Origin of the sequence: Staphylococcus muscae (assembly GCF_003019275.1) — a bacterium.
GTDB classification, from domain to species: Bacteria; Bacillota; Bacilli; order Staphylococcales; family Staphylococcaceae; genus Staphylococcus; species Staphylococcus muscae.
This window is the reverse complement of the sequence record NZ_CP027848.1, coordinates 1,729,074-1,744,903: the sequence shown is the minus strand read 5'-3', so window position 1 is coordinate 1,744,903 and position 15,830 is coordinate 1,729,074. Positions and strand designations below refer to the sequence as shown.

Here is a 15,830-nt window from a genome sequence, read left to right as displayed (position 1 = left end):
CTAACACTCCTCATATGTCAATTCGTATTGATAGGTGCCGATTGGCTCTTCACCTTGATATAGCTTGTAATGTAATTTCAATTTACCGCCAGTTTCTGATAAAAAGTGTAACACGCGCAACGTTTGTACCTTAAACACCATCTTACCTTCTGGAATATGATAATACGCTATCGTCTGTTGTCCCTCTAACAAATGCAATGTCATATGAACATCGCCTTTACGAATAATTTTGACACCGTCATTCGTAATCTTTACCGTCACATTTACGTGTGTGTTTTCAATCGTCTCTTCATAACGAATGAACTCGGCATTTTTTTGAATACGCACCCCTTGTGTCTTGTGCGTATATTGTGTTTTTGTATCGCCTTGCTTAACAACTTGATGTATTTGTATCGCTACCTGTTGTTCCACAGTGATATCCACCTAACTTTGCAAAATAATACAAGACATTATACCATACAATTGTTATAAAAAAAGCGTGAATCTGCAAAGCTGGATAACTTCCCAGCTTGCATTCAACACACTCATTTCACTTATTCTATCCTTCTAATGCTTGACGTAACTCATCGCTTGAATTATGCCACATCTCTTCATTATGCGTCTTCAAGAACTTTGCCAGGATTCGTTTATTCTCTGCACCAATTTGATCAATCATCACTTTGTGTTTCATCGACCTATCCATCATATTCACGTGCTCTGGCATGCTTTTAAATCCACGGCGAATTTGTTTGTTCACCAATAAATAAGCTGCTGTTAAACCTGCATAATAAGGACCTTGTGCCCCTCTTTCAGTTGTCACCCAGCAGAGCCAATATGGTTTCGCACCATCAACATCAACCGTTTCCTTATCAGTAATCCATTTGACCCCTTTTTCAACATCTGCACGTGCATGCATTGCGCCAATATCGATAAACGCCTCTTGTGCATCAATATCAATAAAAACAGGTGCGATATTGTCTAAACTAATGGCACCGATATTCGTCCCTTTATGCCCATCTAGTGGATCATTTTTAATAATATTAAAGTTAAAACCTTTTTTCTGTGTCACGAAGATACCTCCATTCATCGTTGCATAATGATTTAACAAATTATTTCAACTCATCGAGCAAGTTGACAATTGCGTCTCTCAACTCAAAATCTTGAATATTCAACACCCGCTCTTTCGGGTAATAAAGTTTATAATCTTGGCGTTTAATACCTGTGATACTTGAAATAATACGTGATTGACTACTGATTTCTCGAATGTCTCCATTCGGTTTCAACAGATGGATTGATTTGCGATTGGAACCTGGTCTGTCATAATCATACGGTAAGTCAGAGATAGAATCACTCACAAAGTAATAGGTTGGGTCAATCCCTGCCCTTTCAAAAAGTTCAATTAGTTCCGTCTTCGTAATATAGCTTCCGTCGAACGGTAAAAACTTAAACAAGTCTCGTTGAATAAAGCGGCGTGACAAGTCACTCAAAATTGGATCCGCCTCATTCATCCACTCTTTTAAGTAAAATATGACATCCGTCTCGTCTAACTTAATGTATGCTTCCAGCGTAACATTTTGTTCAAAAAATGGCACAAAATCTCGTGGTGCTGTTTGGAATTGATATCCATGCTCGTACAAGTACTTCGCTCTCTTAAAACAATTGTTCAGCAACACTTCGCCACCGCGACTCACTGGATGGAAATATACTTGCCAATACATTTGATAACGGCTCATAATAAAACTTTCCACCGCATGCATACCGCTTTCTTTAATCAATACTTCATCAGCTGACGGTCGCATCAATCGTAAAATACGCTCCATATCAAACATCCCGTAAGATACGCCTGTAAAATACGCATCACGCTGCAAATAATCCATACGATCTGCATCAATTTGTGATGAAATCATCGAAATAACTAACTTATTGTCATGCGTCTTATTAATCACTTCTGCTACTTCTTGTGGAAAAGTATCTGACACACGACGTAGCACTGTATTCACTTCTGTATCTCCTGTTATAATTGCTTGCGTATATGCTTCATGATCTGTGCCAAAAATCTTCTCAAAGCTATGAGAAAATGGACCATGCCCTAAATCATGTAATAACGCTGCGCACAAAGCAAGGGGGCGATCGCTATCTTGCCACTCCGCTCTCCCTCTGAACGTCTCATCAATCATGCGTCTCACGATTTCATATACACCAAGTGAATGTCCAAACCGACTATGCTCCGCAGTATGGAACGCAAGATTTAATGTCCCTAGTTGTTTAATACGTCTTAAACGTTGAAACTCTTTTGTTTTAATTAAATCCCAGATCAACTGATCCTGGACATGGATATACCGATGGATTGGGTCTTTGAACACTTTTTCTTCTGGCAACTTACGATTGACGTACACTTCTTCTATCAATCGACATTCCTCCTTTATGAGAACCTAAGCCAACTGCTTCTTCATCAATGCGAGTGACATTGTCTCGCCATACATAACATGTTCATATGTACGTATCACTTCAAAGCCTTCACCCTCATAAAACGCGACAGCTTTTTCATTATGCGTATCAACTTCTAAATAAATCACATCATATTGTCCTTCATAATATGCTAATCCTTTGTCTAACAATAAACGGCCATAGCCTTTATTTTGAGAATGTGGACGCACATAGTGAGCGGAAAGATAGAGTTCGCTTCCTTGAATAAAGTTTGCAAACCCAACAACGGTCTCATCTTCTATTGCCACTAAAAATAATTGTTCATCTAATCGTTTAAGTAAATGTGCCTCATTATATGAAGCAGCGAGTAGTTCATTAACGGTACGCGCAGCATATATATTCAAATACGTGTTATACCATGCCTTTGTTGCTACATCGCGAATACCAATGACATCTTCAGGTGTCGCTCTTCTCACTTCATACGCCATATTCATCGCTCCTTATATGCTTTAGAATACCTTTGATTATACCACATTTCCGCTTCATGTGAGGCTTATTTCACCCTTGTCATTACGCATGTTCAGCTGCATATTGTTCATTCCATCGAATCGCCTTGTTCATCGCATAAGTGTCTTTGTCAATTTCACCTGGTAATTTCGCATAACCGATTAAATAATCATGCAAATGCGCCCCTAAAAATTGCAAGCTATAATCAACTTGTTGTACACAAGGTAATGCTTTAACACGTGGACTGTCGTCACCGATTAATATCAATCGGAAGTTAATATCCGACAAACGTGATTTCGTCGCTTTATCGTTAGTGGTCTCTAGCACTTCAGACCACTGTTCAATAAAGTGCTGCATCGTTGTACTAATCGTATACCAATTCACAGGGGACACTAATAAAACATCTTCGCTCGCTAATATTTGTTCTGTCAATTGTTGATACTCTTGACATACTTGGGCATCCGTTGGCACGACATCATCGTTTGATGTTTCAACAACGTCTTCTAAATGAATCCATCTATACTCTTGTCCTTCAAGCACTTGTTCAGTTAACTTGGCCGTATTCCCTTTTTCACGACCACCACCAAATAATACTGTAATCATTTTTAAACATCCCTTTTATTTCTCTCTTTTTATTATTGTATTGCTATTATTCCCATTTATGACGGACATTATTCATAGAAGTTGTGATTCATTGCAATATACAGCAATTTTAAATCAAAAAACCCGCATCCAATGTAGAATGCGGGTCTGTGTATCTATATCAAGTCGTTATTGTTGTTTGCGTTTCGCTAACTTTTCTTTCAACTTGCGGTCTTGTTCTTCTTTGCGACGTTTTCTTTCTTCGTTTCGCTTTCTCAAACGTTCCTCTTCTTCCGGATCACGTGGTTTTTGAAGTTGCTTCTCAACCTTTTCCATTAATTCGTCTTCTGTGAGTGCAGCGAGTGGACGGTTATTAACGAATGCGAAAGTTTTACGTCTTCCTGGTCCGCAATACGATTGGCAACCAATCTCTATTTCAGCATCAGGATCAAGTTTTTTTAGTTTATTCGTGACACTTTTAAGATTTACTGCCTGACAATCATCGCAAACCATGAATTTGTTTTTCACCTAGCTCCACCTCTCTTAGCATAATACCGCTACTCATTTTACACGTCTTTGAAATAATTTCAAGTTGATTGTCTAGTTTATCGTGTAATGTTCACAACTAAGAAAGGGACAGCTCAAATCATTCTAAGACTTATGCAGTGGGATACTTTGTGTCACATCAATACCTAACACAGGCGGTAACACGAAGTATACAATCACAATAATGACTATAATACTGATCAAGTTCATGATAAAGCCTTTCACTGCCATTTCCTTGATCTCTATTTTACCTGTTCCGAAAACAATCGCATTCGGCGGCGTACCAACTGGTAACATGTATGCACAGTTAGCAGCCATCGCTGCAGGTGCCATCAATAGTAATGGGTGAACGTTAATTGCTACTGAAAGTGTTGCTAAAATAGGTAAAATCATTGTAGCTGTTGCTGTATTTGACGTAATCTCTGTTAAGAATAAGATAAAGACTGTAATCACAATGACAATCAATATTGGACTGACACCTTTGAGCGATGTCATTTGTAAGCCTAACCACGTTGCTAGACCACTCTCTTGTATCCCTTTCGCCAATGCCAACCCCCCACCAAAGAGTAAGAGTACGCCCCATGGTAACTCCTTCGCAACAGACCAATCTAAAATACGTTTATGCTGATCTTTAGCCGGGATTAAGAATAATAAAATTGAGACGAAAATTGCGATTGTTCCATCTGCAACCATCTCTGTGAAATGCCATTTAGACAACAAAAATTCCCGTGAAATCCAAAGTGTTGACGCTAAGATAAAAATACAGAATACAACCTTCTCTTCATACTTCACCTTACCCAATCCATCCAGTTTATCTTTGATGACTTTTTGCCCACCTGGCAGTTCTTTCATATCATGTCGGAATGCAATAAATTGGAAATACAACCATGCTAAGAAGATCAAAATAATGACAGTTGGTACACCGATAATCATCCATTTCGCAAAACTTAATTCTTCGCCAAAGTTGGCCGCATATTGTCCTTTTAAAATAATGAGCGGTGGTGTCCCAATCAATGTTCCTAATCCACCAATCGTACCTGCATATCCGATGCCTAATACAAGTGAACGTTCAAACTTCGCAATACTCGAATCATCCTCATGGCTCTCTTTCAACGCATGTGCTTCCTTAATAATTGCCAAGCCAATCGGAATCATAATCATTACGGCTGCCGTATTAGATACGAACATTGATAAACCACTCGTCGCAACCATGAACCCGAGTAGAATTCGACCTGTACTCGTTCCTATTGAATTAATAATCGTTAGTGCAATACGTGTATGTAAATCCCAACGCTCCATTGCGATCGCTAAAATAAAACCACCTAAGAATAAATAAATAATGTCATTTCCATACTGTGCAGATACTGTTGCACTGTCCATCACATGTCCAAGTGGCATCAAAATCAATGGTAACAAACTCGTTGCCGGTATTGGTATCGCCTCTGTAATCCACCAAATGGCAATCCAGACAGTAATTGCTAAAACGTATAACCCTTTAAAGCTGAGATCATCTGGACGTACAAATAATAAGATAAGCGCAAACATGAGTGGTCCTAACACTAACCCAATCAGTTGCGCCAATGTGTACGACGGATTCTTCTTCTTGTCCGTAAAAAAAGTTAATAATCGAGATTCTTTTGGATTCGACATAATGCTCCCCCTTGCTGACTTTGTTTCATTCCCTTTAATGATGTATCACATTTTAAAACAGTATATCACAATAAATACGTCTTATGATAGCGCTTTTTTACACCTTGTCATTTTGTCTAAAATAAAAAAACTGATGTGTCTCTCATACTGAATATGAGACAACCATCAGTCTTTATACAGCGTTCTAATTCACACTTATGAACGCACTTTATGTTGGCGCTTAGGCCGAATAATTGGAATGGGTTTTCTAATAAATGACTTGGCAAATTGATCAGACATAAGTAAGCCGACCGCAATCGCACCCGCAATCAATGTGGCACGTATAAAAATATCATTTGCTTCATTAAATTCTAACGTCAGTAATTTTTGCGCTGCTTTAAAGAAAATACTTCCCGGCACAAGGGGAATAATACCTGGAACCATAAAGAGAATCACAGGCGACTTATAACGTCGTGCCATCATATGACTCATAATCCCAAGTATAAAACTACCACACAAGCTCGCATAAATACTGTCGATGCCGAATGACATATGTACAAGGTGGTACGTTAAATAACCAAAGCCACCACACAAACCTGCTGGCAAAAACAAACGACGTGGTGCGTCATAAATAAACGCAAAGCAAAATGAGGTTAAAAAACTACATATAAAAATAAGTGATATCGTCATCATTCAACCTCCTATAACAGTATAAATGCAGTGGTAATGCCTGCACCAATCGCAAATGATGTCACGATTGCTTCTAAAAACTTAGCCGTAAACATCAACATATGTCGCTCGAATAAATCTTGAATTGCCGTTGTAATAAGTACCCCTGGCACTATTGGCATCACACCTGCTGTAATGGTGGCTGCCAAATTCGGACTGCCAATCCAGTGATTAAGTGGAATAGCAACCGCTCCAATAACGAAGGCACCTAAAAAGTCCGGAATAAACAAGGTCAGTTGCTTTCCTTTCATATATTCCGTAACAAAATATCCTAGCGCACCCGCAAGTACGGCAGGTAGTAAATCTTGCCAGCCGCCCCCTTGCAAATACAAAAACCCCATAGAAATCAATCCAGCAAACAACATCTTGTGCCATAGCGCATAACGATGAGACGTCTTATCAATTCTCTTCAAAGTTTGATATGCCTCTTCATAAGATACTTTTTGTTGTGCAATTTGGCGTGATATATGATTGACCAAAAAAACTTTATGCAAGTTTGTATCATTCTTTTTTATCTTAACCATACGTGTATCATGATCAGGTGATAACGAGAAATTAATAAAGATATTGAGCGCATAGCCTTGTGTTTCTTCATAACCGTATGCTATCGCAATACGATGCATCGTATCTTCTACACGATTTGCTTCTGCCCCACATTCTAATAAAATACGCCCAGCCAGCATCACAATATTCATCACGTCTTGATCTGACGGTTTAGATTGAATCAACGTTGTCACCTTCTTTTAAACAATCTTTATGTTCTCTTTACAGTGAAGAGATAGAGTGGCACACCAAGCAACAATCCTCCGATGGCGATGCCCGACCCTAATGGGTCTGATATAAATGTATTAATAATAATGAATAAGCCACCTGACATCGCTAGAATTGGTAACACCGGATAAAGCGGTACCGAAAATGCACGCTTCTGCCCTTTGTTTTTACGTCTTAAAATGAACAAACCAACAAATGACGCCATATAGAAAAAGTATATAATAAAAATCGTAATCTCTGATAAATAATCCGCATCAAAAACCGTCGGGAAACAAATGCTCAAAGTCAAAATAATAATCGTCAACACACTCATCACAATATGTGCACCAATCGGCGAACCGAAGCGCTTACTCACATACTGAACATGTTGTGAATACGGTAATAAATTGTCTTGTGCCATCGCAAATGGAATACGTGGGAAAGTAATCAACTTGCCGTTCAACGTACCGATAATTGATACAATCAACCCAATATTCACAATTTTAGCCCCGATACTACCAAACAAAATAACAGCCGCTTCTGCGCTCACACTATTTCCAAATAAATAGACTTCTGATGCTGGTAATGTTTTAAAAATCGCCACATTAATCATCACATAAACAAGTGTGACAATTAAGATTCCGATTAACATCGCTAATGGCAAGTGTTTTTGCGGATTTTTCATCTCGCCCGACATCGTCGTCAACATAATCCAACCGTCATATGCAAATAATGTCGCCAAAACCGCACGTCCAAAGTTAACCGTTCCATCATTATTCATGATCAATTGTGTTACATCACTACCAAACACACCTTCTTGACCATATACTAAACCAAAAACAACAATCGCAAAAATTGGAATCAGTTTCGCGACTGTTGATATATTTTGCATCGCATTCGCATAATACGTTCCAATGATATTCAATAGGAGTAAGAATAGGAAAATACCTGCCCCGATTGGAATTATCCAAAAACTACTAATTGTAAAGAATTTCGTAATCAAAATGCCTAAAAAGAGAATAAGCGATACAATAATCGCTGGTCCATAAAGGACGGTTAGTGTGTACCCTGTTAAAAAACCCCAGAATGAACCGTAAATATCTTTGATATAAGCATACAAACCACCTGTTCGTGTGATCTGTGCACCGACTTCGGCAATCGTTAAGCCAGATGCTAACGTAAGTATACCCCCAAGCAACCATGCCCAAAGCGCTAAATTACTCGTTCCAGCGTATGCCAACACAGAGCTTGGTTTTACGAATACCCCTGATCCTATAATTGTACCGACAATAATCGTAACAGCTGTAAACAAGCCGATTGTTGGCTTCAAAGTTTGCTTATCCGAACTCATTGCCACGCCTCCCCATACAATTCTTTTTATATTGTTCCCTATACTATAACACGGGTATGTACAGAAATCTTATTTTTATAAAAATTTTTACACTTAAAATATTCACATTTTAAATTTGATAAAACATCGATATCAAGCAAAACAACTGGAAATTCCCAACAAAAAAACTGGCTCACACATTGAATGGATGTAAACCAGTTTTATGTCTATCTTATTATTTATTTTTCAGGAAGTGCCATCATCGTATGAAGTGTCTCGCTATCAAGCTTGTTACCAATGAAGAAACTACCAAACTCACCGTAACGTGCTGTTGTTTCATCGAAGCGCATTTCATAGACGATTTTTTTGAATTGTAATACGTCATCTGAGAAGAGTGTGACGCCCCACTCAAAATCATCAAACCCAACAGAACCTGTAATAAATTGTTTAATCTTACCTGCATATTTACGACCAATCATTCCGTGATCGTACATTAACTTTTTACGTTCTTCCATTGACAACATATACCAGTTGTATGTTTCATTACGACGCTTGTTCATTGGATAGAAACAAATATAATCTGTTTCTGGTAATTGTGGATACAAACGAGCGCGTACATGTGGATTTTCATACGGATCTTCGTTCGATTGACCTGCAAGGTAATTACTCAATTCTACAACTGACACATATGAATATGTTGGGATGAAGTGATCCGCAATTGGTAACTTGTTGATTGCCGTCTCAATTGATGTTAAGTCTTTCATTTCAGGGCGTAAGAACCAAAGTAAAATATCTGCCTTTTGACCTGCAACGTTATATGCCACATGATCTCCTTCGCCAGCTTCTTTTGCACCTTTCAGTTCTGTTAACAATCCTTCAAATTCTGCAAGCATTTGTTCACGTTCTGCTTGCGGTACTAAACGCCATGATGCCCAATCAACTGCATAAAATAAATGCAAGCTATACCATCCATCTAAAGTTTCTGCTGCATGACTCATTCAGAACACTCCTTATTATTAATTTACAAATAAATAGTACCATATTCCTTATATAAAAACGAAAAAAACGGCATCCAATTGGTGTCTTGGAAATCTCAAGAAAAATAGCGTATAATAATAAACGGAAAATTATGCTATAACATGTCAAAGGAGGACATATTATGTCTAGCTTATTAAATGTATTAAAAGACAAATTGTCAGGCAAAAACGTTCGTATTGTATTACCAGAAGGAGAAGATGCACGTGTATTATCAGCAGCCGTTGAATTACAAGCATCTGATTATGTCGCACCTATCGTATTAGGTAACGAAGACAATATTAAAAAATTAGCTGCAGATGAAGGTTTAAACATTGAAGGTATTGAAGTAATCCAACCTGATACAAGCGACCTTAAAGCAGAATTAGTAGAAAAATTCGTAGAACGTCGTAAAGGTAAAGCAACTGAGGAACAAGCCCAAGAGTTACTTAACAACGTAAACTACTTCGGTACAATGCTTGTTTATGCAGGTAAAGCTGAAGGTCTTGTAAGTGGTGCTGCTCACTCAACTGCAGACACTGTACGTCCTGCATTACAAATCATCAAAACAAAACCAGGTGTATCAAAAACATCAGGTGTGTTCTTCATGATTAAAGAAGACAAACAATATCTTTTCGGTGACTGTGCTATCAACCCAGAACTTGGTGCATCAGACTTAGCTGAAATTGCCATTGAAAGTGCGAAAACAGCACAAAGCTTCGGTATGGAACCAAAAGTTGCGATGTTAAGCTTCTCAACAAAAGGTTCAGCAAAATCAGATGACACTGAAAAAGTCGTTCAAGCTGTTGAACTTGCACAAGAAAAAATCGACAGCGAAAACTTAACAGATGTTGTTGTTGATGGTGAATTCCAATTCGACGCAGCAATCGTTCCAGAAGTTGCGAAGAAAAAAGCGCCAGGTGCAAAAATCCAAGGTGATGCGAATGTATTCATCTTCCCTAGCTTAGAAGCTGGTAACATCGGATACAAAATCGCTCAACGTTTAGGTGGTTTTGACGCAGTTGGGCCTGTATTACAAGGTCTTAACTCACCAGTGAACGACTTATCACGTGGCTGCTCTTCAGAAGACGTTTATAACTTATCTATCATTACAGCAGCACAATCATTACAATAATGGATCTCGCTTCTAAATATTTCAATGATGTGACTTGGCGTTACATTGACCATACGACAGGCCTTGAACCGATGCAATCTTTTGCATTTGACGATACATTCTCTGAAAGTGTCGGAAAGGACTTGTCTCCAAATGTTGTGAGAACTTGGATTCATCAGCACGTCGTCATCTTAGGCATACATGATTCACGATTGCCTTATTTAAAAGATGGCATTTCATACTTAACAGATAAACAAGGTTACAATGCGATTGTACGTAATTCTGGTGGTCTAGGTGTTGTACTCGATCAAGGTGTGCTGAACATCTCACTGATCTTTAAAGGTAAAACCGAGATTACGATTGACGAAGCATTCACAGTGATGTACTTGTTGATCTGCAAAATGTTTGAAGATGACAAGATTGACATTGACACTTATGAAATTGTACATTCCTATTGTCCGGGTAAGTTCGATTTAAGTATTGATGGCAAAAAATTTGCAGGTATCTCTCAACGCCGTGTACGCGGGGGTGTGGCCGTTCAAATCTATCTTTGTGTAGAAGGTTCTGGCACTGAACGTGCACAACTCATGCACGACTTCTATGAACATGCACTTAAAGGAGAAGTCACGAAGTTCAGCTATCCTGATATTCATCCAGAGTGCATGGCATCATTAGAGACATTACTTAAGCGTGATATCACTGTACAAGACGTCATGTTCAAATTGCTCTATGCCATCAAAGACTTAGGTGGTACTTTGAACACAGACCCTATAACAACAGATGAATGGTCACGTTATGAGCACTACTATGATCGTATGCTCGCACGTAATGCAAAGATTAATCACCAAATTGAAGACTAATATAAACAAACCTCAATCAATAAAATTTTGTTGATTGGGGTTTTTATATACGCACAAAAGATGGTTGGATATAATATAAATAATAAAGGGGGAAAAGAACATGAATAATAGCAATTATCTTGTGCCAGCTGGCCTTTTCATCGGAATTGGTTTAGGCAGCTTATTTGATCAACTTTTAGTGGGTGCCTGCCTCGGACTCGGCATCGGCTTATTCATTAAGTCATTTGTGAAAGATAAATAATCATGATAAACCAAAAATCACAGTCTCTCCACCTTTACGAAGAAACTGTGATTTCAATTATTCTTTCGACATATAATATGATTTATCATGCAAGAAAAAGCTCATGATAAGTGCGAGTCCACTCAAGGCTGTCGCAACCCAGAAAGCACTGTTCACACCATCAACTGCTGCAAGTTCATTTACAAACTTCAAAATAGCTGCTGTTGCTTGCTGTTCTCCACCAAGTTGCTGTGCCAATGACTGTAACTGATCTTGAATAAATGGCTGTGTTGCATCTAAATCTTGCTGAAATGTTGCAAGATGTGTATCTGTTTGTTGTGTCATAACAGTCACTAAAATAGCCGTACCAATAGAACCAGCTAATTGGCGCATTGTATTGATTAATGCATTCCCATGTGAGATGAGTCGCGCAGGTAACGCATTCATACCTGCTGTCATAATAGGCATCATGATAAAACTCATACCGAAAGAACGTACAATATAAATCCATAAAATTGATGAATAAGGTGTATCCATCGTCAATTGTGTTAATTCCCATGTACCATAAGTCGTAATTGTTAAACCAATAATTGCCAGAGGTTTAATACCAATTGTATCTAACAGTTTACCGGCAATTGGCCCCATAAAGCCCATAATCAGTGCACCAGGTAAGAGTAACAATCCTGAATCAATCGCCGAGAATCCACGTAAATTTTGTAAGTATAGCGGGAGTAAAATCATCCCACCAAATAAACTCATTGTGACAATCATATTGATAGCTGCAGTCAGTGTATAGCCTGGATATTTAAGTACCTCAAAGCTTAACATCGGTGTTTTCATCGTCATTTCACGAATAACAAATGCGGTTGTAAAAATCACTCCAATCACTAACATGGCAATAATTTTTGTAGATCCCCAACCATCGTTACCCGCTTCACTAAAGCCATACAATAATGCACCAAAACCAATTGTACTAAATATTACCCCTGGTACATCCGCTTTCGGTTGTGAGGTACGTTGATACATACCAAACCAAAAATATGCGAAAACTAACGCTATCAAGCCTATCACAAACATACCGATAAACATGGTATGCCAATCATAATGATCAACGATATAACCAGAAAGTGTTGGCCCAATTGCTGGTGCTAGTATCATGGCGATTCCTAATGTTCCCATTGCCATCCCACGTTTTTCTGGTGGGAAAATCGTCATAAAGACATTCGTTCCAAGCGGCATCAAGATACCTGCACCTGCTGCCTGCAATATACGACCTGACATCATGATTGGAAAGTTCCAAGCAATCCCACAAACTAGTGAGCCGACAGAGAATATCAACATAGAGAATAAAAATAAACGTCGATATGAATATTTCTCAAATAAGAATGCACTGATTGGAATTAATATCCCATTTACTAACATAAATCCTGTCATTAACCACTGCCCTGTCGCAGCAGTAATATTGAAATCTGTATTAATTTTAGGAAGTGCGGTATTCAACAATGTCTGATTCAATATGGCAATAAACATACCAAATAACATCGCAGCCAACACTTTATTACGTGTAATCCCTTCTTTAAATCGATATTGCGTGACGGTTCCCTTCACTTGATCAGTGATAGATGCGTTTACATCTATCTCTTCATGACGTTCATCTATCAACTGTGTTTGGTCGACATCTTCGTTTAAGTTCATCTGTTTTTTCTTACGACGGTGCAGCAACATGAGGTTCATCAATACAATCACGATAAGTGAAACAATGCTATATATCATCACAAACATTGGATGACCTCCTATTTAGTTCTTATGAATACTTACTTCTGCGTTCATACCTGGTAGAACACCATTTGATTGTTGGCTATCAAACTCAATTTTTACAGGAATCACTTGTGTCACTTTTGTATAATTCCCGTCACTATTTGATGAAGGCATTAAAGAAAAACTCGATGCTGTCGCTTGACCAACATGAACAACTTTCCCCTTCACTTTAGAATCTTGGCCATCAATCGCAATATCAACTACTTGACCTGTTTCTACATCCTTCACTTCTGTTTCATCAATATTCGCTGTTACATAACGTTTATCCAAGTTATACGCATAAGCTAAAGGCTGCCCCGCTTGTGCTATACTACCCTTTTGTGCAGACATTTTCACAATAGTTCCTTCTACGGGCATCGGGATATCCATTGTTTGAACATCGCCAGTTTCAGATTTTACTTGTACTTTCGCAAAAGTATCCCCTTCTTTTAATTTGTCTCCTTCAGCTACTTTCAACTCTGAAATTTGACCTGAGGCAGGTGCTGCTATTTTAATTTGTTCACCATCTACTTGCGCATTTTCTGTTTTGACATAATTGGTTGACTGATTATAAAAATAAAATCCTCCAATTCCAATGATGACGAGCAATACAATGGTAATGATATTAATCATGACTAACTTCTTCATTATGATAAATTTCCTTTCCTTCAAATTCAATATCCTGTATTATAAAACCATCATTCTGCACATACCACAGACAATTTCAACAAATGTGTCGGATTTAAAATATAACCCTCTGGTGATTTTATGAAAAAAACAAAAACGTATTATCAAATTTGTAAAGCACTGATTAGGCTTCTTGAGCATCATCCTTTTGAAGCAATTACTATTAAAGAAATTTGTGCAGAAAGCGGTGTACATCGTTCAACATTCTATGCACATTTTGAAGATAAGTACCAACTATTTGAAGTGATTAAACAATTTCATATGAAGCGTTATGAGCGACTGATGGCGTCAACAACATACACGATTGAACATAGTGATTTAGAAACGACTAAATCTTACATTTTAAAAGGGTTCCGATTGTTGTTTAAATATATTCTGCGCTATAAATCTTTTTTCCAAACAATTATTGTGACAAACACACAACCTGTATTGATTAGAGATTATATGAAGTTTACCCAACACACTTATACTGCCATACTAAAATCTTTACCTGAGATGCATCGTTCAGATTATTTCATTCATTATACAATCGGCGGTGAATTAGCTATCATCTATAAATGGTTATCAAATGATTGTCAGGAGACACCTGATGAAATGGCAAGTATTCTTAATGCTAATCTTATGAAGACAAAACGCTAGTATATTATAAGATTTTTCTCATCTACTGAAGTTTAAATAACATTCAATATTTATTTAGAGTTAAGAATTAATTCACAGATAATTAATATTTTATTAATTTTTATGTCCTAAAACACATAAAAACATGGTACATTATTATTAAGCAAATATATGGGTAGGGATCCATATCAATTTGTGCTTTCATTTTCAAAAAAGTTCTCCAATTAAAAAGCCTATTTCTTACGATAGCGTAGCGACTATCGTAAGAAACGGGCTTTTTTTAACTTCCATAGTAAAAGACTTGCAGTAACGCTATGTTGAATGATGCGCTACACAATGACAAGGTGATGCACTATCTTCTTTCACTATAATGTTTTAGAAACGAAGAATTATCTTTTATTTCTTTCACAAAAAATTAATATTTATTTATATCCTTGTAAACAGATAGGAATTATAGTATTATTTATCCAATACAATTTTAGGGGTATAAATGATGACATTATTTTTACTTGAAGCAAATGATTTAAGCACTTTTTCAACAAGAGAAGCATTGGAAGAACAGGCAAATATCTTAACAACTGGGGCGTTACCAACACTTATAGAAGTTCAAGCTACGTCTAATCTTACGCATGGATACTTTATTGTCGAAGCAAATAGCAGCGAAGAAGCGAAACAGTTTTTAGAAAATGCTTCGATCAATATAAATCTTGTAAAAGAAGTTCGATTAGTCGGTAAAGCATTAGATGACGTAAAAAAAGGCGACGCCCATGTGGATTTTCTTGTTACTTGGAACATTCCCGAAGGCATTACGATGGATCAATACTTGGCACGTAAAAAGAAAAATTCTGTGCATTATGAAGAAGTACCTGAAGTACAATTTCAACGTACTTACGTATGTGAAGACATGTCAAAATGTATCTGTCTATATGACGCACCTGATGAAGATGCTGTTCGACGTGCACGTAAAGCAGTAGATACACCTATTGATGGTATCGAAAAATTATAACACGCTTTATTTTCTGAATAGTCCGAATTATAAGT

The 15,830-nt window shown here is 37.6% G+C and carries 18 protein-coding genes; 5 read left to right on the top strand and 13 right to left on the bottom strand.

Features of this window, described 5'->3' with window-relative positions:
• The 11 genes from C7J88_RS08560 to hemQ all read right to left on the bottom strand — a co-directional run bounded on the left by C7J88_RS08560 (position 1) and on the right by hemQ (position 9,477).
• Positions 1 to 411: a YwiB family protein gene (locus C7J88_RS08560; RefSeq protein WP_095115342.1), complete on the bottom strand. Its 411-nt coding sequence runs from the start codon at positions 409 to 411 to the stop codon at positions 1 to 3.
• A 127-nt stretch (positions 412 to 538) separates the two neighbouring features.
• A complete protein-coding gene (locus C7J88_RS08555; RefSeq protein WP_169712264.1) occupies positions 539 to 1,066 on the bottom strand; it encodes a YwhD family protein in 528 nt (175 codons plus the stop codon).
• 22 nt (positions 1,067 to 1,088) lie between these two features.
• Positions 1,089 to 2,387, bottom strand: coding sequence for an HD domain-containing protein (locus C7J88_RS08550; RefSeq protein ID WP_095115340.1), 1,299 nt, complete (start codon positions 2,385 to 2,387; stop codon positions 1,089 to 1,091).
• A 24-nt stretch (positions 2,388 to 2,411) separates the two neighbouring features.
• Positions 2,412 to 2,894 carry a GNAT family N-acetyltransferase gene (locus tag C7J88_RS08545; RefSeq protein WP_095115338.1) on the bottom strand — a complete coding sequence of 161 codons (483 nt, stop codon included), beginning with the start codon at positions 2,892 to 2,894 and terminating at the stop codon, positions 2,412 to 2,414.
• A gap of 82 nt (positions 2,895 to 2,976) precedes the next feature.
• Positions 2,977 to 3,516, bottom strand: a complete 540-nt coding sequence (locus C7J88_RS08540; RefSeq protein ID WP_095115336.1) for a flavodoxin family protein — start codon at positions 3,514 to 3,516, stop codon at positions 2,977 to 2,979.
• Positions 3,517 to 3,684: 168 nt separating this feature from the next.
• Complete coding sequence (locus C7J88_RS08535; RefSeq protein ID WP_095115334.1) at positions 3,685 to 4,023, bottom strand: YuzB family protein; 339 nt, start codon at positions 4,021 to 4,023, stop codon at positions 3,685 to 3,687.
• Between the two features lie 123 nt (positions 4,024 to 4,146).
• A complete protein-coding gene (locus C7J88_RS08530; RefSeq protein WP_095115332.1) occupies positions 4,147 to 5,691 on the bottom strand; it encodes an SLC13 family permease in 1,545 nt (514 codons plus the stop codon).
• Positions 5,692 to 5,886: 195 nt separating this feature from the next.
• Entirely contained in the window at positions 5,887 to 6,360 is a 474-nt protein-coding gene (locus C7J88_RS08525) for a threonine/serine exporter family protein (protein WP_095115331.1), read from the bottom strand.
• 11 nt (positions 6,361 to 6,371) lie between these two features.
• Entirely contained in the window at positions 6,372 to 7,094 is a 723-nt protein-coding gene (locus tag C7J88_RS08520) for a threonine/serine exporter family protein (RefSeq protein ID WP_188595410.1), read from the bottom strand.
• Positions 7,095 to 7,153: 59 nt separating this feature from the next.
• Positions 7,154 to 8,500, bottom strand: a complete 1,347-nt coding sequence (locus C7J88_RS08515) for an APC family permease (RefSeq protein WP_095115330.1) — start codon at positions 8,498 to 8,500, stop codon at positions 7,154 to 7,156.
• A gap of 218 nt (positions 8,501 to 8,718) precedes the next feature.
• Complete coding sequence (gene hemQ, locus C7J88_RS08510; protein ID WP_095115328.1) at positions 8,719 to 9,477, bottom strand: hydrogen peroxide-dependent heme synthase; 759 nt, start codon at positions 9,475 to 9,477, stop codon at positions 8,719 to 8,721.
• Positions 9,478 to 9,638: 161 nt separating this feature from the next.
• Here hemQ and pta point away from each other — a divergent pair, with 161 nt between their 5' ends.
• The 3 genes from pta to C7J88_RS10475 all read left to right on the top strand — a co-directional run bounded on the left by pta (position 9,639) and on the right by C7J88_RS10475 (position 11,708).
• Complete coding sequence (gene pta / locus C7J88_RS08505) at positions 9,639 to 10,628, top strand: phosphate acetyltransferase (RefSeq protein ID WP_095115327.1); 990 nt, start codon at positions 9,639 to 9,641, stop codon at positions 10,626 to 10,628.
• Entirely contained in the window at positions 10,628 to 11,467 is an 840-nt protein-coding gene (locus C7J88_RS08500) for a lipoate--protein ligase family protein (protein ID WP_095115325.1), read from the top strand. Before pta ends, C7J88_RS08500 begins: the two co-directional genes overlap by 1 nt.
• A gap of 100 nt (positions 11,468 to 11,567) precedes the next feature.
• Positions 11,568 to 11,708 (top strand): hypothetical protein, encoded by a 141-nt coding sequence (locus C7J88_RS10475; protein WP_157728659.1) that lies wholly within the window; start codon positions 11,568 to 11,570, stop codon positions 11,706 to 11,708.
• Positions 11,709 to 11,765: 57 nt separating this feature from the next.
• Here the strand turns inward: C7J88_RS10475 and C7J88_RS08495 are convergent, their stop codons facing one another.
• Both C7J88_RS08495 and C7J88_RS08490 read right to left on the bottom strand, forming a co-directional pair.
• On the bottom strand, positions 11,766 to 13,469 hold the full coding sequence (locus C7J88_RS08495) for a DHA2 family efflux MFS transporter permease subunit (protein WP_095115323.1): 1,704 nt from the start codon (positions 13,467 to 13,469) through the stop codon (positions 11,766 to 11,768).
• 15 nt (positions 13,470 to 13,484) lie between these two features.
• Positions 13,485 to 14,132: an HlyD family secretion protein gene (locus C7J88_RS08490; RefSeq protein WP_095115321.1), complete on the bottom strand. Its 648-nt coding sequence runs from the start codon at positions 14,130 to 14,132 to the stop codon at positions 13,485 to 13,487.
• Between the two features lie 120 nt (positions 14,133 to 14,252).
• Here C7J88_RS08490 and C7J88_RS08485 point away from each other — a divergent pair, with 120 nt between their 5' ends.
• Both C7J88_RS08485 and C7J88_RS08480 read left to right on the top strand, forming a co-directional pair.
• A complete protein-coding gene (locus C7J88_RS08485; RefSeq protein WP_095115319.1) occupies positions 14,253 to 14,810 on the top strand; it encodes a TetR/AcrR family transcriptional regulator in 558 nt (185 codons plus the stop codon).
• 472 nt (positions 14,811 to 15,282) lie between these two features.
• On the top strand, positions 15,283 to 15,795 hold the full coding sequence (locus C7J88_RS08480) for a DUF4242 domain-containing protein (RefSeq protein WP_095115317.1): 513 nt from the start codon (positions 15,283 to 15,285) through the stop codon (positions 15,793 to 15,795).
• Positions 15,796 to 15,830: the final 35 nt, after the last annotated feature.